We start from the raw sequence: 17,640 nt of genomic DNA, 5'->3' as shown, positions 1-17,640 counted from the left end.
CTTTCACCCGCGGCTTGTTCAGCTCAGTATTTCACCCTCCGCCGAGCCGGTCGCGCTCACCACCGGCCGAGCAGCAGCGCTCCCCCGCCGACGAGCGCCGCGAGGCTGACCGCGCCGAAGAAGGTGACCCAGCCGAGGGCGGGCACCCCCGTCAGCCACGCCAGCTGGTCGGCGTCGGACCTCGGGGCCTGCCTGCGCCAGCGCTTGACCTGCAGCTCCCACACCGGCCGCACCCCGCCCAGCAGCAGGAACCACGCGAACACGTACGCGGCCGCGTCCCTGACCTCCGGCGAGGCGTAGAAGGAGACGAAGAAGAACGCCCCGCCGGTGACGATGATCGACAGCACGCCGAACACGTTGCGGATCATGACGAGCATCGCCGCGAGGAACCCGATGCTGATCCACAGCATCAGCTGGATCTGCTCGGTGGTGATGAGCACGGCCGCGCCGAACCCGAGCAGCGACGGCGCGACGTAGCCCGCGAGCGCGGTGAGCACCATGCCCGGCCCGCGCGGCTTGCCGCGGGAGACCGTGAGGCCGCTGGTGTCGGAGTGCAGCTTGATGCCGCTGAGGCGCCGCCCGGTGAGCACGGCCAGCAGCGCGTGGCCGCCCTCGTGGGCGATGGTGATGACGTTGCGGGTGACCCGCCAGAGGCCGTGCACGGCGACCGCCAGGAACGCGGCCAGCGCGGTGCCCCACGTGATCAGCACTTCGTCGGTCAGCAGGTCGGAAGGCATCGGGACATCGAAACAGACGCGCCGTGAGAGCCACATCAAGGGCTCTCACGGCGCGTCGGCTCCGGACAGGGGGTCGGTCCGGGGGGTTTAGTGCTTGATCCGGTCCGTGTGCACGCGCTCGGTGTGCGGGTCGACGGCGGCCTGCTGCTTGGTGATCGGCTCGGTGGGGGCGACCGGGCTCACGGCCGGCTCCACCCGCTCGTCGCGCGGGGTGACCGTGTCCCGCTCGTCGCGGAACGCCTCCGAGCGGGGCTCCGGCAGCACCGGGTCCTCCTCCTCGATCAGCTTGCGCCGCGCGGGCACGACCGCGAGCAGCAGACCGAAGATCGCGATGCCGAGGTGCAGCCAGTTGTCGTTGGTGTTGACCGCGAGCGGGTTGCCGAACTCGTCCGCCGGGTTGCGCGCGAGGATCCCGGTGATCATCAGGTCCCACACGAAGAGAGCGGCGAAGCCGGCGAACAGCAGCCAGCCGTAGAGGCGGGCGAGACCGGACCCGAGGGCCATGAGCAGCCCGAGCACACCGGCGGCCACGAACACCAGGCAGTGCAGCGGGTTCACCGAGAACCCGAGCACAGACGACTGGGCGGCCCAGTCGCCGACTCCGGTGCGTGTGAAGCCCACGACGCCGAAGACGATGAACGCGACGCCGGCCAGTGCGGCCAGCAGTTGCACCGGCTGGACACCGGCGACCTTGACAGTGACGCGGTGGGTCATGACGCCCTCCAGGCTCCGTTCTTGTCGTCGCCTGACTACCCCGCGTCCACCACGGGCAAACCGGCCGGGCACCCGTCAGAGGGCGCCTTTGCGGCCGATTCCGGCGTACGCGCCGGGCACCACGCACGGCGCCTCCATCGTGAGCCCCTCCATCAGCTGCTCGACCGGAGCCGGGTGGGAGACGACGAGGAAGCCGCCCGCGGGCAGCGCGTGCCGGTACCGGCGCACGACGCGGCCCGGCCCGGTGGAGTCGTCGACGTAGCGCAGGACGTCGACCATGAGCACCGCGTAGGGCTCGCGCAGGTCCAGGTGAGACAGCACCCCCGGATGTCGCAGCACCTGCTCCGGCCGGCGCAGGTCCGCCTCCACCGCGCACGCGCGGGGCTCGCCGCGCAGCAGCCCGCGGCCGAACGCGACGGTCACCGGGTCGGAGTCGACGTAGACGACCCGCGCCTCCGGCAGCGTCTGGTGGGTCGACCCGCAGGTCGGGATGCCGGCGCCGAGGTCGAGGAACTGCCGGACGCCCGCCGCCCAGCAGTGGCGGACCGCGTGGCGCAGGAACATCCTGTGCGCGCGGGTGACGAGCGGCAGCTCCGGGTCGATCCGGACCGCCTGTTTGGCGAACGCCCTGTCCGGGGCGTAGTTGTGCGCGCCGCCCAGATAGAAGTCATGGATCCGCGCGGCGTTCGGCCGACGTACGTCGACCTCGTAGCGTTCGAAGGCGGGGACCGCGGCCATTCGCAGAGCGTAACTGGCGCCTAGACCATTCGGGCGAAGTTTTCGAAGATTCTTTGGGTCCGTCTGACATGGACCGCTCAAGAAGGGGCCCGGTCCACCCCACTGAGACCGGGCCGCGCAGCGCGTACGGGGGTCGAACCCGTGTTTCCGGAGCGAGAATCCGGTGTCCTGACCACTGGACGAACACGCCAGGTACGAGCATTCATCAGCAAATGCTCGCAGAGAATAGTGATAAGTGGAACTTGCAGGTCAGCGCTTCGAGGGCGCTCCGGTCCATTCGTCTGCGTGAATCATGGAACAATGATGACCGACCGCCCGGACAACCCGCAAAGGAATTAAATCCATGCCCGTGCCGACGCCCGCCCGCACCGGAGGCGACGTCGTCGCCGAGACGCTGGAGGCGCTCGGCGCGACGACCGTGTTCGGCATCCCCGGCCAGCACGCGCTCGGGCTGTTCGACGCCGTGCGGCGCTCCGGGCTGCGGTACGCGGGGTCCAGGACCGAGCTGAACGCCGCCTTCGCCGCCGACGGGCACGCACGGGTCACCGGCACCGCCACTCCCCTGCTGGTGTCCACCGGTCCCGGCGCCCTGCAGACGCTCGCCGGGCTGCAGGAGGCCGCCGCCAGCTCGGTGCCGGTGCTCGGCATCTCCTCGCAGATCCCGTCCGCGGGACTGGGCGGCGTCCGGCACGGCTACCTGCACGAGCTGCCCGACCAGCTCGCGTCGTTCCGCGGCGTGGTGAAGCACGCCCGGCTCGTCCGGCACGCCGCGCAGATCGAGCCAGCCCTGACCGAGGCGTGGGAGATCGCGCTGACCGCGCCGTGCGGGCCGGTGTGGCTGGAGATCCCGCAGGACGTCCTGCTCGCGCCCGCCACCGTGCCGCCGGTGACGTCCGTGTCGTGGTCACCGCGCCCCCCGCACCCGCGCCCGGAACTGGTGGCCGAGACCGTGCGGCTGCTCGACGGCGCGCAGCGGCCCGTCATCCTCGCCGGAGGTGGTGCCGCGCGGGCGTCCGCGGAGCTGCTGGAGCTGGCCGAGAAGCTGCGCGCGCCGGTCGTGACGACGTACGGCGGCAAGGGCGCGTTCCCGTGGGAGCACCCGCTGTCCGCCCGGTCGTGGCTGGAGGACCGGCACACCACGTCGTTCCTGGCCGACTCGGACGTGCTGCTGGTCGTGGGCTCCGGCCTGGGCGAGATGTCGACCAACTACCGCACGTTCCGCCCCACCGGCACCGTGATCCAGGTCGACGCCGACCTCGCCGTGCTGGAGTCGAACTACCCGGCTCTGGGGGTGCACGCCGACGCACGTCTCCTGTTGCGCGCTGTGGTCTCCGGCGTGACGGCCCGCGTCCCGGACGGCGTCGCGGAAGAGCGCGTGCGGGTGCTGCTGGAACGGGTCCGCGCCAGGTTCGCCGAGCAGGACCGCGACCTGGAGTGGCAGGTGCTCTCGGCGCTGCGTTCGGCCGTGCCGGACGACACGCCGACGTGCTGGGACATGACGATCCTGACGTACTGGGCGTGGCCCGCGTGGGACCCGCGCGGCGGCCCGCAGCTCTCCGCCCAAGGAGCCGGCGGCCTCGGCTACGCCTTCCCGGCCGCGCTGGGCGTCGCGGCGGCCGTCGACGGCCCGGTCCTGGCGGTCTCCGGCGACGGCGGCGCGATGTACGGCATCTCCGAACTGGCCGCCGCCGCCCAGCAGGGCTCACGGGTCGTCTGGCTGATCGTCGACGACGGCGGCTACGGCATCCTGCGCGAGTACATGACCGACGCGTTCGGCGAGGCCACCGGCACCGAGCTGACCCGCCCCGACTTCGCCGCACTGGCCGAGTCGTTCGGCGTCCCCGCCACCCGCACCACACCCGAGGCGCTGCACGCCGACCTCGTCACGGCGTTCGCCTCCGGCGGCCCGCACGTCGTGGTGCTACCCACCGTGTTGCGCACGTTCGCCCCCACCCATTCGGAGCAGCCGTGACCGTCACGCGCGGGCGGCCCGCGCGCTGAGCATCGCCCGGTACGGCATCGGGTAGTGCAGCAGGCTCGCCGGCACGAACGCCGACACCACCCGGATCAGCCGGATCCAGCGGCGCAGCCGGCGCGCGTCGGCGTTCGTCCACTTCAGACCGAGGCGGTCGCGCAGGGCGGGTGGCAGCGTTCCCACCGCGAAGTCGGGCAGCACCTGTGCCGCGACGGGGCGGACCAGCGGCCACAGCGCCCTCGGCACGTGCTCGCCGCCCGGTGCGCGGCCGGTGCGGAGGCGGAACGCGTCGAGCAGCTCCTCGACGCCGTCGGTGCGGGCCAGCTGGGTCTCGACCACGTCGTCGAGGTAGTGCCGCAGCGCCGCCAGGTCTTCCGGCATGGACTCGATGCCGATCGAACGGCCGGTGTCGCGCCACTCCCGGTACAGGCGCTCCTCGTGGATCGCGGGCAGCCGCGGCCGGAGCAGCCGGTACGCCGTCAGCAGCGAGTCGAAGCTGGTGGCGTGCACCCAGCGGAACAGCTCCTCGCCGGCACCGGGGATGGTCGCGTGCCGCCGGATCAGCCGCCGTGCCTCCTGCGCCGCCTGCTCGCCGCCGAACAGCCGCAGCTGCGAGGAGGTGATCGTGCGGGTCAGCCGCGCGAACGGGTCAGCCCGGTAGCCGTCGCGCACGGCGGCGGCGATGACCGGGTGCGCGACCTGCATGAGCACCGCGCGGCCCAGCACCACCAGCTCGAACCGGGTGTACCAGCCCAGCCGCCACGTCACCGAATCAGGTCCCAGCGTCACGTCATGATCATTACCCGGCGAGCGGCGCCCGTACCGGATCGCCACCCGAAGGAGTTACCTCCCGCGGTGCTTGACCTCCAGTTAGGTGGAGTTCCTAGCGTCGGCACCATGTTCGCGATCCGGCAGTACGAGTTCGGCCCCGCCTCCGTCCTGCGCCACGAGGAGGTCCCCGACCCGGAGCCCGCGCGGGGGCAGGTCCGCGTCACGGTCGCGGCCTGCGGGGTGCACCTGGTCGACACCACGATCCGCCAGGGCGGGTTCGGCCCGGTCGAGTTCCCGATGACGCCGGGACGCGAGGTGGCCGGGGTGGTCACGGCGCTCGGGCCGGGCACCGGACCCGAGTGGCTCGGCAGGCGGGTCGTGGCGCATCTGGGGCAGGCCAACGGTGGTTACGCCGAGCTGGCGGTGGTGAACGCCGCCTCGCTGCACGCGCTGCCGGACGACGTGTCGTTCGAGCAGGCGGTGGCGATGATCGGCACCGGGCGGACGGTGGTCGCGGTGCTGGACCGGGCGAACCTCACCGGTGACGACGTGGTGCTCGTGACGTCCGCGGCGGGTGGGATGGGGACGTTGTTCGTGCAGGAGGCGCGCAACGTCGGGGCGCAGGTCGTCGGGCTGGCCAGTGGTTCGAAGCTCGACCACGTCGTGGACAACGGCGCGGACGGCGCGATCGACTACACGCGGCCGGGGTGGGCCGACGGGCTGCACGACTTCACGGTGGTGCTCGACGGCGTCGGGGGTGAGGCCGGAGCGCAGGCGTTGACGACGCTGGGGGTCGGCGGGCGGCAGATCATCTACGGCTGGGCGTCCGGGACGATGACGCCGATCAGCACGGAAGCGCTGTTCGCCAAGAGTCTCACCGCGACTGTCGCATTGGGACCGGGTATGATGCGGCGCGGGTTGCGGGAGCTGGAAGAGGAGTCGCTGGCGGGGCTGGCGAGCGGGCGGTTCCGGCCGCTGGTCAACCCGCCCTTCGCGCTCCGGGACGCCGCGCGGGCGCACGAAGCGCTCGAAACACGTGCTGTGGTGGGGAAAGTGGTGCTGAAGCCGTGAGGCGAGGGGCTGTCCGGAAAGGACAGCCCCTCGTCCGTTCACGCCTGGACCGGTACCTCGACGAACGTCTTGCCCGCGAAGTTCTCGACCACGACGGACTTGACGTCCTCCGGGGCCACCAGCGCAGACCCGTCGAGGTTCGTGCCCTCGGCGGCGCCCTTCTTGGACACCACCCAGGAACCCGCCTCCTGACGGCTGCCGTCCTTCGCCACGACGAAGATCCGGCACTTCTCGCCCTCGGGGATACCGCTGATCGCCATGTTCGTCCGCACCCAGCCCGCGGCGGGGACGACCTTGACGGTCATCGACGCCTTGGTGGCCGGGTCGGTGAATGTGGCGAGCTTGGTACCCGCCGGGTCCGGCGCCACCGTCGGGGTGGGAAGGGCCGTGTTCGCATCGGGCGAGGTGGCCTTGCCGACGAAGACTCCGGCGCCCAGCACCACCGCGGCCACCACGGCCGCCGCGGCTCCGAGCGCGAACTGACGGCGGCGTGTGACGCCGCCCCGTTCGGCGCGCACCTGGCGCAGGGTGCGCTGCAACAACAGGTCGCCGCCCTCGGGCGGGCCGTCCAGCATCGCCTCCGGTGGCACCTCGCCGAGGAACGCCTCCATGTCGCGGAGCTCGGCCAGCTCGCGCGCGCAGTCCCGGCAGGACGCCAGGTGCTGGTCCATCGCGCGCACCTCCTGCTCGTCCAACGCTCCGAGAACGTAGGCACCGAGCAGCTGCGGGTCGTGCTGCGTGGTCATCCGGCCACCCCCTTCAGTGCGACCTTCTGACCGCCGAAGGTCTCCCTCAAGGCTCGCAACGCGTAATACGATCTCGATTTCACCGTGCCCGGCGGGACCCCCAAGGCCGCCGCCGCCTCCGCAACGCTACGTCCGCGGAAGTAGATCTCCATCAGCACGTCCCGGTGGTCGGCCGAAAGCCGGTCGAGCGCCTCCAGGACCACCATCGAGTCGACGACCTGGTCGGCGTGGTCGCGTTCGACCGGAGGGGTCGCCGGGGACTCGGCCACCTCCTGCGGCCGCGCCGCCCTCGCCCGCACCCGGTCCGTGACGATGTTGCGCGCCACGGTCAACAGCCAGCCGCGCACCGATCCCTTGCCGTTCACGAGGGCGTCGGGGTGGCGCCACGCCCGGACGAGGGTCTCCTGGACCACGTCCTCGGCAGCCGCCCGATCGCCGGTCAACCGCGTCGCGTAGGCCAGCAGAGCCCGACCGTGCTCCTCGTAGAGCGATCGGATCAGCGCCTCGTCGGCCGCGGTCTCCCGTTTCCGGGAGAACAAAGCCGCCATCCACCCACTCCTCCCCGCCCGCGAACACCTCTGCGGGCGTCCTGTTCAAGACCTCGGCCGTCACACGAGCGGGCGCGGGTCCTGGTTCAACGGGAAATCCGAAAGAATCCGCGAATGCTAGCGGGAGCTGTCGAGACGCCGGGTCAGATCGGCCATGAACGGCTCCGGCACGGCGTTGACGAACATCGCGTGGTGACCGCCGCGTCCTACCCGGCGGTCACCAGCGGCTGCCGGTGGTGGTCCACCACGCTGACCCCGGCCACGTCCCCCGCCCTGACCATCGCGGAGCCGGCCAGCGTCACCTCGCCCGCGTGCGCCCTCCACGAGCCCGCGGTGAACGTCCTGCCGTCCCGCGTGTGCACGACCAGCCAGCAGGCTTCCCCGTCCCGCACGCCGTCGACGGTGGCGACGAGCCGCAGCCCGCCCTCGGTGTCGGTGACCCGCACGGCCATGTGCGCGCCCGCGGCCGAGGTCCCCCGCAAGAGCGCGGCGTCGTCGTCCTGCTCCGGTTCCTGGCCCATCCAGAAGCCACCGGCGAGCACTCCGGCGGCCACGAAGACCGACGTCACGGCCGTGACACGTCCTCGGCGTCGCACGGCCTGATGTCTTTCCTCGCGGACCGTGCCCAGCGTGCGCCGCAGCAGGTGGTCGGCGTTCGGCGGAGGCCCGTCCAGCTCGGCCTCCGGTGGCAGTTCTTCCATCAGCATGTGTTCTCGTTCAACTCGGTGGTGCCCAGACGATCGGTGCCACTCGCTGGCGGACGCGGTGATGGACACGACCGCCCCGTGCGGCGAGGCGGCCGGCACCTTCAGAACGAGCCCGGCAGGAAGTCGGTTCAAATCGGCTGAAAAGATTTCCGCCGGTGGCAGAACGCGCTTGACCAGCGCGTCCGGCTGCCGGTACCTCGTTCTGGAACCGCTCCAAGAAGCGATTCCCCACGAAATTCCGAAACCGGTCCACGAGGAGCTTCCCGATGTCGTTCGACGACCTGTCCGACCAGCTGGCGTCCGTCGTGGCGGTGACCGTGACGCCGTTCGGCGCGGACGGGGCGATCGACGAGAAGGGCTGCGCCGCCATCGCCGGGCGGATCGTGGACGGAGGCGTCTCCGTCGTCGTAGCGAACGGCCCCGGCGAGTTCTCCGCGTTGTCCCCCGCCGAGGCCGGGCGCGCGCTGCGGATCACCGTGGACGCCGTGAGCGACCGTGCCGCGGTCATCGCGGGTGTCGGGCACGACGTGGCCACGGCGACCACCGCCGCGCGGCTCGCGGACCGGGCGGGCGCCAGGGGCGTCCTGGTCCACCCGCCGGCGCACGTCCCGCCGCGGGAGTGGGTCGACCACCACCGGGCGGTCGCGGAGGCGGTGCCCGAGCTGAGCGTGGTCCTCGACGTCCGCGACCCGAGGATCGGCGGCGCGCAGATCGCGGCCGTGGCGGACTCCTGCCCGAACGTCGTGGGCGTGCGGTGCTCGGTGCCGGACCCGGTCTGGTTCGCGGCCGTGGCTCGGGACGTGGGCCTGGAGCGGCTGAGGTGGGTCGCGGGCCTGGGCGAGCTGTCGGCGCCGGGCTACTTCGCGGTCGGCGCCACCGGGTTCACGTCCGCGCTCGCGGCCGTGGCGCCGCAGCTGTCCGTGCAGATGCTGAACACGCTCGAGGCCGGCGAGTTCGGGGCCGCGATGGAGTTCTGGGACTTCGTCCGCCCGTTCGAGGAGCTGCGGGCGGAGGACGGCGTCGCCGCGGTCAAGGAGGCGCTGGCACAGCTGGGGCTGTGCCGCCCGGACGTGCGGCCACCGGCGGCCGGGCTGAGCGAGGCCGGCCGGTCCGCCGTCGGCGCGGTGCTGCGCTCGTGGAGCCTGCTCTGACGAACGCTCGGACCCGTCCCGCGAACACCCGCCCTTGACACCCCACCCGGCATGATTGGCCGTCCACGAGCTGCGAGGGTGAGGTAGAAGTGGCAGTCACCATCCGCGACGTGGCCCGCAGGGCGCACGTGTCGGTGGCCACCGTGTCGCGGGCGCTGACGTCGCCGGACCTGGTGCGCCCCGAGACCAGGACGCGGGTGCTGGCCGCGGCGACGGAGCTCGGGTACCAGCCCAACAGGGCCGCCCGCGGGCTGATCACCGGCAGGACCGGCAACATCGGCATCGTCGTGCCCGACCTCGGCAACCCGTTCTTCACCGGCGTGCTCAAGGCCGTGCAGGCACGGGCGGCGCAGGCCGACCACTCGGTGTTCGTGGCGGACAGCGACGAGGACCCCGTCGCCGAGGCGAAGCTCGTCCACGCGATGGCGAAGCAGGTCGACGGCGTCGTGCTGTGCGCGCCCGGCCTGGAGGACTCCCGGCTGCACGAGGTCGCGGCGGCGACGTCGCTGGTGCTGCTGAACCGCCGGCTGCCCGGCGTGCCCGCGGCGCTGATGGACTCGGCGGGCGGGATGGGGGCGGTGGTCGACCACCTCGCCGGACTGGGGCACCGGCGGATCGCCTACCTCAACGGGCCGCGCACGTCGTGGTCCAACCAGGAACGCCGCCGCGGCCTGCTGACGGCCGTCGCGCGGCACGGCGTGGACCTCACCGACCTCGGGCCGTTCGCGCCGCGGTACGAGGGCGGGCTGCAGGCGGCCGACCTCGCCGTGGCGGCGGACACCACCGCGATCATCGCCTACAACGACATCATGGCGCTCGGCGTGCTGGCGCGGTTGCGGGACCTCGGCGTCTCGGTTCCCGGCGACGTGTCGGTAACCGGGTTCGACGACCTCACCTACGCGGCGCTGTGCTGTCCCCCGCTCACCACCGTCGCGATGCCGGTGGCGCGGGCGGGACGCACGGCCGTGGACCTGTTGCTGGACCGGCTCGGCTCCGGCAGCCCGGAGGTGCCGCAGGTCGTGGCGGAGACGCGGCTCGTCGTGCGCGGCACGACCGCACCCCCGCGAGGACGGGAAAGATGAGGCGGCCCCGGCTGGGCGTCTGGGGGGAGTACGCCGTGAGCCGGGGCCGCGCAGCGGCTGGGCCCGAGGGGGGAGGGGGCACTGGCGCCGCTTGCTGACCTACTCTGCCCTGAGCGGACGGAAACCGCCAGGGTGGATGTACCTGTTTTTTGGAAGTCCGTACGTACGGGTTACGCGCGGAAGCCTCCGCACAACCCAGAGTGAAGGTACAGCAGGAGGTTGCGCCGACCGGTGCGTGCCGACCTTCCTTCGTGGACAGATCATCGCTGAGCAGCACGGACCGCGACGCGCCCTGATCGCCGCCGGGGCGCGGAAACCACGCCGCGGGCGCCCGCGCCACCACTTCCGGGTGACCCACCAAAGATTCCGGGTCGAACGGCACGATCACACGGGCGCGATCTCCACGCGGGTCCCGTTCAGCACCGCGGTGCCCGACAACGGGTCGAGGCGGACGTCGTCGGTGAGCAGGTTGACGTTCACGCCCGCGTGCTCCCCCGCGACGCGCATCCGCGTGCCCGCCTGACCGTGGCCCCAGCCGTGCGGCAGCGACACCACACCGGGCGCGATGTCGTCCGTCACCTCCACCTGCGCCTCGATCTCGCCGACGCGCGAGGAAACCCGGGCTGTGCCGCCATCCGCGAGTCCTGTCGCGGCAGCGTCGGCGGGGTTGACGAGCAACGTGCACAACGGTTTGCCCTTCACCAGCGCGGGAACGTTGTGCATCCAGGAGTTGTTGCTGCGCAGGTGCCTGCGGCCGACGAGCAGCATCCCCGTCTCCGGCGTGCGCAGCGCTTCGAGCACGCGCGGCAGGTCGCCGACGATCGGCGGCGGGGTCAGCTCGATCTTGCCGGACGGCGTGCGCAGGATCTCCGGCAGGCGCGGGGTCAGCGGACCGAGGTCGACTCCGTGCGGGTGGTCCAGCAACCGCCGCAAGGAGATCCCGTGCGCGCCGGTGCGGAGCTTCAGGTCCAGCAGGCGTTCCTCGCGGGTCTCGCCCTCGGGGTCGAACTCGGCGCCGAGCTTGCCCCGCAGCGCTTCGAGCTGAGCCGCGGCGATCGCGTCGAGATCCGCCTCCGGACCGGCACCATCGAAAATCGTGATGAGCCGGAAGAAGATGTCCGCCTCGTCGATCCTGCCTTCCTCCAACGGGATCGCAGCGCGTGAGTACTTCGCGACGTTGCGCACGGAGTTGTTGAGGAACGCGATGTCGTAGTGGTTCCGGCGGGACGGCGGCGGTGGCGGCAGGACGACGTGCGCGTGCCGGGTGGTCTCGTTCAGGTACGGGTCGACGCTCACCATGAAGTCCAAGGAGGACAGTGCGCGGCTCACGCGGGCGGAGTTCGGCAGCGACAGCGCGGGGTTCCCGCCGATGGTGACCAGCGCCCGCACCTGGCCGTCACCGGGAGTCTCGATCTCGTCCGCCATCGTGACGGCCGGGAGCTCCCCCAGCACCTCCGGATAGCCGCGCACGCGGCTGTGCCAGCGGCCGGTCGTGAACCCCTTGCCGCGGCCGGGACCGCGCCGGGCGTGCGCGGGCAACGGCCACATCGCGCCGCCGGGCCGGTCCAGGTTGCCGGTGAGGACGTTGAGCACGTCCACCGCCCAGCACGCGACCGTGCCGAACTCGACCGTCGTCGTGCCGATCCGCCCGTACACGGCCGCGCGCCCGGCGGTGGCCAGCCGCCGCGCCAGGTCGCGGATGGTGGCGGCCTCGACACCGGTCCGGCCGGCGACGGCGTCCGGTCCGAACGCCTCGACCAGGCCGCGGACCTCGGTGTGGCCGGTGACGTGCTCCGCGAGGTGCCGCAGCCGCACGAGGTCCTGCGCGAACAGCTCGTGGATCAGTGCCAGCAGCAGGAACACGTCGGTGCCCGGCCTGATCACGACGTGCTGGTCGGCGGCCTGGGCGGTCCGGCTGCGCCGCGGGTCGACGACGACGAACCGGCCGCCGCGCTCGCGCAGCTCCCGGAACCGGCCCGGCGCGTCGGGGACGGTCCAGAGGCTTCCGTTGGAGGAGAACGGGTCCGCGCCCAGCACCAGCAGGAAGTCGGTGCGGTCGATGTCGGGCACCGGGATCGAGAAGGCGCCGCCGAACATGTGGCCGACCTGGACGTGCTTGGGCATCTGGTCGACGGTGCTCGCGGTGAAGACGTTGCGGCTGCCCAGCGCCTGCCGCAACGGCCCGGCGTGAAGGCCGCCCGCGAGCGAGTGCACGACCGGGTTGCCGAGGTAGAGCCCCACCGAGTCGCGGTCGGGGAAGTCCTTCAGGCGCTCGTCGACGAACCGGAACGCCTCCTCCCAGGTGACCTCCCGGAACTCGCCGTCGCGGCGCGCGAGCGGCGCGGTGAGCCGGTCGGGGTCGGCCTCCAGCGCGCCGAGCGAGGCTCCCTTGGGGCACAGGAAGCCCCGGCTGAACTCGTCGGCGCGGTCGCCGCGGACCTTCGTGACGCGGTCCCCCTCGACGGTCAGCTCCAGCCCGCACGTCGCCTCGCACAGCGGGCAGGTCGTGAACGCGGTCCTCATGCGGTCCTCCGAAGGCCGGCACCGGTGGTGGGTCGAACCTACGGGGTGAGTCCAGCCGGGTACGGCCGGTCACGGGGTCTGGCGGTCGTACCGGGCCGGGTGGAGCATGGTTCGGTGAACGCCGCACTCCGCTCCGCCGTCACGGTCGCCGCGCTCGCGCTCGTCTACTACGCGACCGCGCGGCTCGGTCTGGTGCTGGCGCTGGTGAACAGCCAGGTCACCCCGCTGTGGGTGCCGACGGGGATCTCCGTGGCGGTGCTGCTGCTCAAGGGCCCGCGGCTGTGGCCGGGCATCGCGCTGGGCGCGTTCGCCACGAACGTCTCGCTCAACGCCGGGCTCGGCTCGGTCGTCGTGATCACGATCGGCAACACCGCGGCGCCGCTGGTGGCCTGGTACCTGCTGACCCGCTTCGGTTTCCGGCCCGCGCTCGACCGGCTGAAGGACGCGCTGCTGCTCGTCTTCGCCGGTGCGCTCGGGGCGATGCTGGTGAGCGCGGTGACCGGCGCGGCGGCGCTGAAGGCGGGCGGCGTGATCGGCTGGGGCGAGGTGCCCGCGGTCGTCTCGGTGTGGTGGACCGGTGACGCGATGGGGGTGCTGGTGTTCACGCCACTGCTCCTCACGGTGCCGCGGCGGTGGCGCGTCCCGCCGCGGCGGCTGGCCGAGGGCGGGGTGCTGCTGCTCGTCACCGCGGTCCTCGCGCCGTACGTGACGGTGACGGGGTCGCGGCTGCTGTTCCTGGTGTTCCCGATGCTGATCTGGGCGGCGCTGCGGTTCCAGCACGTGGTCGCCGCGCCGTGCGCCGCGATCGTCTCCGTGTCGGCCGTGCTGTCCGCCGCCGGAGGCCACTTCGCGCCCGGCGACCTGCTGAAGACGATGATCGTGCTGCAGGCGTTCAACGGCACCGTGGCGCTGACCGGTCTGATCCTCAGCGCGGTCACCAGCGAGCGCGACGCCGCCAGGCGGTCGATCGAGCGCGCGTGCGAGCAGCTGTCCGAGACCGTGGCGCGCTACCAGGAGGACGGTGCCAGGGCCAGGCTGGGCCGCGTCGTGCCGCCCGCCTGATCCGCGGGCGGGCGGCCGATGGGGTAGGAAGAGGTATGGACCCGGTCAAGGCGCTCAAGCAGGTGGCCTTCCAGCTCGAACGGGCCGGTGAGCCGACCTACCGCGTCCAGGCGTTCCGCAAGGCCGCCGCGGTCCTCTCCGGCCTCGACCCCGCCGAGGTCGAGAAGCGCGCGAAGCTCGGCACCCTCACCGACCTCAAGGGCGTCGGGAAGTCCACGGCGGGGGTCGTCGCCGACGCGCTGGCGAACCGCGAGCCCGCCTACCTGGCCAAGCTCCGGCACGTCGACCTCACCGGCGGCGAGGAGATGCGCGCCCGGCTCAAGGGCGACTGCCACGTCCACTCCGACTGGTCCGACGGCGGCAGCCCGATCAGGGACATGGCGGAGGCGGCCAGGGACCTCGGCCACGAGTTCATGGTGCTGACCGACCACTCGCCGCGTCTCGCCGTCGCGAACGGACTCTCCCGGGAACGGCTGGAGAAGCAGCTCGGCGTGGTCGCGGAGCTGAACGCCGAGCTGGCGCCGTTCACGATCCTCACCGGCATCGAGGTGGACATCCTCGACGACGGCTCGCTCGACCAGGACGAGGACCTGCTGGCCCGGCTCGACGTCGTGGTGGCGAGCGTCCACTCGAAACTGAGGATGCCGGAGCCCGAGATGACCCGGCGGATGGTGAACGCCGTCCGCAACCCGCACGTCGACGTCCTCGGCCACTGCACCGGCCGGCTCGTCGTGGGCAAGGGCAGGCCGGAGTCGCTGTTCGACGCGGAGCGGGTCTTCGAGGAGTGCGCGGAGCACGGCACCGCGGTGGAGATCAACTCGCGGCCGGAGCGCCTCGACCCGCCGCGGCGGCTGCTCGGCCTGGCCGTTGACGCCGGGTGCTCGTTCTCGATCGACAGCGACGCGCACGCGCCCGGCCAGCTCGACTGGCTGAGCTACGGCTGCGCGCGGGCGGAGGAGTGCGGTGTCAGCCCGGACCGCGTGATCAACACGAGGCCCGCGGACCGGCTGCTGTCCGGGTGAGGTGCTCGTACCAGGACACCAGCGGACCGGTGTCGGCCAGCGCCCTGTCCAGCGCGACCCGGCACAGCTCGAGCACCGGCCCGGGGTCCCAGGCGGCGACCAGGTCGTCGAACGACCCCAGCGCGCCGAGCGCGTACCGCTCCAGCCCCGGGCAGATCGGGACGACCGTGCCGTCCCGCTTCACCACCAGCGGGTCGGCCCGCACGAACGCCGACGGGTCCGCCCGCAGCAACGCCGCGGACGTGACGTCGAACTGGACCTCGACGGCGTCCTCCTCGGCCACCCGGTTCAGCTCCACGGCCGCGTAGACCAGGTCGACCCGGTCGACACCGCGTGGCCGCACCCGCACCTTGCGCGCGCCCTCGGCCACGGCGTCGGCGGCCAGCCCCCCGATCGACGCCACGGTGCGCGGCACGAGGTCGAGCAGCGCCGTCACCCGGTGGCCGGCGGCGGCGCACTCCCCCACGTCCTCCAGTCCGACCACGAGCTCGGCCCCCGGCACCGCCGCGAGCCAGCGAGGGTCGCGAACCTCGACTCCCATACCTGTAAGAGCACCCATTCGGCGAAGAAATACCTCCGTTCCGCTCAGTGCTCCGCATTGATTTTCCGTCCGTCCGCATCATTGCCCGTTCGAGTCCCATCGGAGGACGAACGATCGCCCTGTGCAGCGCCTATAGGCCGATCGAGGGACTTGAAGTAACACAATCGGGAATGGCGGAAACGGGAGGATAAGGGCGAGCGAAGTCATGGTTGGTGGGAGGGAGCAAGCATGCGCCGCCAGTTCATCGTGCCAGCGGAGACCTGCGCCAGAAGTGCGGCTGAAGCTCGCCGCACGGTGCTACGGGACCTCCACGACGGCATCGGCCCGTCACTGGCGGCCGTCGCTCTCGGACTGCGGTCGGCGCGGCGGCTGCTCGCCTCCGACCCGGCCGGTGCGGCGCGGCTGCTCGCGACCCTGGAGGACGAGGTGCACTCGGCGATCGGCGACATCAAGGCGCTGGTGGCGAGCGAGAACCCGGCCACCGTGACCAGGCTCGGTCTCGTCGGGGCCGTCGAACGGTTCGTCACCGACCTGACGTCCCGGCTGCACATCGCGATCGACGTGGCGGTGCTCGGCGAGATCCCGCAGCTGCCCGACGCGGTGAGCGTGGCGGCGTACCGGATCGTCCGGGAGGCGCTGACCAACGTCGTCACCCACGCCGACGCCCGCACGTGCCGGGTGCGGATGTGGTTCGACGCCGAGCTGCACGTCGAGGTCGTCGACGACGGCGTGGGGGCAACGAGCGCGGAGCAGTCCGCGGGCGTGGGGCTCGCGTCGATGCGGCAGCGGGCGAGCGACCTCGGCGGGAACTGCCGGGTGGAACGGGGAACGGACGGCGGCACGCGCCTCGCCGCCGCGCTCCCGGTCTCATGACCCTGCGCGTCCTGGTCGTCGACGACCACCCCCTCTTCCGGCAGGGGGTGATGACGGCGCTGCTCGACGGCGGCATCGACGTCGTGGGCGAGGCGTCCGGCGGTCTCGCCGCCGTCGAGCTGGCCGCACGGCTGCTGCCCGACGTCGTCGTGATGGACCTGAACATGCCGGACCTCGGCGGCATCGAGGCGACCCAGCGGATCGTCACCGCGCGCCCGTCCGCCCGCGTGCTCGTGCTGACGATGTTCGAGGACGACGAGTCGTTGTTCGCGGCGATGCGCGCGGGCGCCCGCGGGTACCTCGTGAAGTCCTCGCGTCCTGAACAGATCGTGGACGCCGTGCGCGTCGTCGGCGACGGCGAGGCCATCTTCAGCCCCGCCGTGGCGACCAGGCTGCTGTCCTTCTTCGCCTCCGCGCCGCGGCCGAGCACGCTGCCGGAGCTGACCGGCCGCGAACGCGAGATCGCCCACCTCATGGCCGCGGGCAAGGGCAACGCGGCCATCGCGCGGGAGTTGTTCCTCAGCACCAAGACCGTGCGCAACCACGTGTCCAACATCCTGCGCAAGCTCCAGGTGGCCGATCGCGCCCAGGCCGTCCACAGGGCGAGGCAGGCCGGGTGGGGCGGCTAGGCACGCCCTAAACCACTTCGGGACGAATCGGGACAGGTGCCCATGTGCTCCGGGACAGTCCCGGCAGGATGATGGAGGAGCCGAAGTCAGAAGGGGAGCTGATGAACGCCGAACCAGTTTCCGTCGCACTCCACGCCTCCGACTCCATCACCCGCGCCGGCGTCACCGTCGCCCTGCGGGCCCGCCCCGAGATCCGGCTCGTCGAACCGGAGACGGCGGAGGGCTGCGTGGCCCTCGTCGTCGCCGAGCGCCTCGACGACAACGTCCTGCAACTGCTGAGAAAGCTCCAGTGCCGGCCCAACCCCGGGATCGTGCTGATCGCCGGTGACGTGGCCGACTCCGAGCTGCTGGACGTGGTCGGCAGCGGCGTGTCCGCGGTGCTGCGCCGCGCGGACGCCACACCGGACACGCTCGTGCGGCTGATCCGCGCGGCCCACGCCGGTGAGGGCTCGCTGCCCGCCGACCTGCTCGGCCGGCTGCTCGGCCGCGTGTCCCAGCTGCAACGCAACGTGTTGCGCCCCAACGGGCTCAACCTCGCCGGCATGTCCAGCCGGGAGACCGAGGTGCTGCGGATGATCGCCGACGGCCTGGAGACCAAGGAGATCGCGGAGAAGCTCTGCTACTCGCAGCGGACCGTGAAGTCCATCCTGCACGACATCACCAACCGGTTCCAGCTGCGCAACCGCGCCCACGCCGTGGCGTTCGCGCTGCGCGAGGGCCTGATCTGACCCACCCGGCCCCACTCTCACT

The 17,640-nt window shown here is 72.2% G+C and carries 18 protein-coding genes and 1 tRNA gene; 9 read left to right on the top strand and 10 right to left on the bottom strand.

The features are described 5' to 3' along the window. Positions 1 to 56: 56 nt before the first annotated feature. From BLT23_RS19930 to BLT23_RS19915, 4 genes are all read right to left on the bottom strand, one after another. Positions 57 to 737, bottom strand: coding sequence for a M50 family metallopeptidase (locus tag BLT23_RS19930; RefSeq protein ID WP_090051314.1), 681 nt, complete (start codon positions 735 to 737; stop codon positions 57 to 59). Between the two features lie 87 nt (positions 738 to 824). Beyond that, the gene (locus BLT23_RS19925; protein ID WP_090051313.1) at positions 825 to 1,451 is read right to left on the bottom strand and encodes a DUF4383 domain-containing protein; all 627 of its coding nucleotides are present in this window, start codon (positions 1,449 to 1,451) and stop codon (positions 825 to 827) included. A 75-nt stretch (positions 1,452 to 1,526) separates the two neighbouring features. Beyond that, positions 1,527 to 2,189: an SAM-dependent methyltransferase gene (locus BLT23_RS19920; protein ID WP_090051312.1), complete on the bottom strand. Its 663-nt coding sequence runs from the start codon at positions 2,187 to 2,189 to the stop codon at positions 1,527 to 1,529. A 118-nt stretch (positions 2,190 to 2,307) separates the two neighbouring features. Beyond that, positions 2,308 to 2,379, bottom strand: a tRNA-Glu gene (locus BLT23_RS19915). Positions 2,380 to 2,532: 153 nt separating this feature from the next. Between BLT23_RS19915 and BLT23_RS19910 the strand changes: the two genes are divergently transcribed. Continuing rightward, positions 2,533 to 4,161 (top strand): thiamine pyrophosphate-binding protein, encoded by a 1,629-nt coding sequence (locus BLT23_RS19910; protein WP_090051311.1) that lies wholly within the window; start codon positions 2,533 to 2,535, stop codon positions 4,159 to 4,161. Positions 4,162 to 4,164: 3 nt separating this feature from the next. Here the strand turns inward: BLT23_RS19910 and BLT23_RS19905 are convergent, their stop codons facing one another. Continuing rightward, positions 4,165 to 4,953, bottom strand: a complete 789-nt coding sequence (locus BLT23_RS19905; RefSeq protein ID WP_176946832.1) for an oxygenase MpaB family protein — start codon at positions 4,951 to 4,953, stop codon at positions 4,165 to 4,167. 108 nt (positions 4,954 to 5,061) lie between these two features. On the opposite strand from BLT23_RS19905, the gene BLT23_RS19900 reads away from it, so the two are divergent. Next, entirely contained in the window at positions 5,062 to 6,006 is a 945-nt protein-coding gene (locus BLT23_RS19900) for a zinc-binding dehydrogenase (RefSeq protein WP_090051309.1), read from the top strand. Between the two features lie 38 nt (positions 6,007 to 6,044). On the opposite strand, the gene BLT23_RS19895 is transcribed toward BLT23_RS19900, so the two are convergent. From BLT23_RS19895 to BLT23_RS19885, 3 genes are all read right to left on the bottom strand, one after another. Beyond that, positions 6,045 to 6,752, bottom strand: a complete 708-nt coding sequence (locus BLT23_RS19895) for an anti-sigma factor family protein (RefSeq protein ID WP_090051308.1) — start codon at positions 6,750 to 6,752, stop codon at positions 6,045 to 6,047. Beyond that, positions 6,749 to 7,300 carry a sigma-70 family RNA polymerase sigma factor gene (locus BLT23_RS19890; RefSeq protein WP_090051307.1) on the bottom strand — a complete coding sequence of 184 codons (552 nt, stop codon included), beginning with the start codon at positions 7,298 to 7,300 and terminating at the stop codon, positions 6,749 to 6,751. The genes BLT23_RS19895 and BLT23_RS19890 overlap by 4 nt, the downstream gene beginning before the upstream one ends. 206 nt (positions 7,301 to 7,506) lie before the next feature. Further along, complete coding sequence (locus tag BLT23_RS19885) at positions 7,507 to 8,007, bottom strand: hypothetical protein (protein ID WP_090051306.1); 501 nt, start codon at positions 8,005 to 8,007, stop codon at positions 7,507 to 7,509. 266 nt (positions 8,008 to 8,273) lie between these two features. On the opposite strand from BLT23_RS19885, the gene BLT23_RS19880 reads away from it, so the two are divergent. Both BLT23_RS19880 and BLT23_RS19875 read left to right on the top strand, forming a co-directional pair. Continuing rightward, positions 8,274 to 9,158 (top strand): dihydrodipicolinate synthase family protein, encoded by an 885-nt coding sequence (locus tag BLT23_RS19880; RefSeq protein ID WP_090051305.1) that lies wholly within the window; start codon positions 8,274 to 8,276, stop codon positions 9,156 to 9,158. Positions 9,159 to 9,247: 89 nt separating this feature from the next. Next, a complete protein-coding gene (locus BLT23_RS19875; protein WP_090051304.1) occupies positions 9,248 to 10,240 on the top strand; it encodes a LacI family DNA-binding transcriptional regulator in 993 nt (330 codons plus the stop codon). 384 nt (positions 10,241 to 10,624) lie between these two features. On the opposite strand, the gene BLT23_RS19870 is transcribed toward BLT23_RS19875, so the two are convergent. Continuing rightward, positions 10,625 to 12,763 carry a molybdopterin oxidoreductase family protein gene (locus BLT23_RS19870; RefSeq protein ID WP_090051303.1) on the bottom strand — a complete coding sequence of 713 codons (2,139 nt, stop codon included), beginning with the start codon at positions 12,761 to 12,763 and terminating at the stop codon, positions 10,625 to 10,627. Positions 12,764 to 12,877: 114 nt separating this feature from the next. On the opposite strand from BLT23_RS19870, the gene BLT23_RS19865 reads away from it, so the two are divergent. Further along, positions 12,878 to 13,825: an MASE1 domain-containing protein gene (locus BLT23_RS19865; RefSeq protein ID WP_218133801.1), complete on the top strand. Its 948-nt coding sequence runs from the start codon at positions 12,878 to 12,880 to the stop codon at positions 13,823 to 13,825. 35 nt (positions 13,826 to 13,860) lie between these two features. Beyond that, positions 13,861 to 14,847, top strand: coding sequence for a PHP domain-containing protein (locus tag BLT23_RS19860; protein ID WP_090051301.1), 987 nt, complete (start codon positions 13,861 to 13,863; stop codon positions 14,845 to 14,847). Here BLT23_RS19860 and BLT23_RS19855 read toward each other — a convergent pair. Continuing rightward, positions 14,810 to 15,388, bottom strand: coding sequence for a hypothetical protein (locus BLT23_RS19855; protein WP_090051300.1), 579 nt, complete (start codon positions 15,386 to 15,388; stop codon positions 14,810 to 14,812). The two genes, BLT23_RS19860 and BLT23_RS19855, sit on opposite strands and share 38 nt — an antisense overlap. 228 nt (positions 15,389 to 15,616) lie before the next feature. Between BLT23_RS19855 and BLT23_RS19850 the strand changes: the two genes are divergently transcribed. From BLT23_RS19850 to BLT23_RS19840, 3 genes are all read left to right on the top strand, one after another. Further along, positions 15,617 to 16,261, top strand: coding sequence for a sensor histidine kinase (locus BLT23_RS19850; RefSeq protein WP_090051299.1), 645 nt, complete (start codon positions 15,617 to 15,619; stop codon positions 16,259 to 16,261). Next, the gene (locus tag BLT23_RS19845; protein WP_090051298.1) at positions 16,258 to 16,890 is read left to right on the top strand and encodes a response regulator; all 633 of its coding nucleotides are present in this window, start codon (positions 16,258 to 16,260) and stop codon (positions 16,888 to 16,890) included. Before BLT23_RS19850 ends, BLT23_RS19845 begins: the two co-directional genes overlap by 4 nt. A gap of 101 nt (positions 16,891 to 16,991) precedes the next feature. Next, a complete protein-coding gene (locus BLT23_RS19840) occupies positions 16,992 to 17,618 on the top strand; it encodes a response regulator transcription factor (RefSeq protein ID WP_090051624.1) in 627 nt (208 codons plus the stop codon). The last annotated feature ends 22 nt before the right edge of the window (positions 17,619 to 17,640 follow it).

This window comes from Lentzea fradiae (genome assembly GCF_900100955.1).
GTDB classification, from domain to species: Bacteria; Actinomycetota; Actinomycetes; order Mycobacteriales; family Pseudonocardiaceae; genus Lentzea; species Lentzea fradiae.
This window is presented reverse-complemented; position numbering and strand designations above follow the sequence as displayed.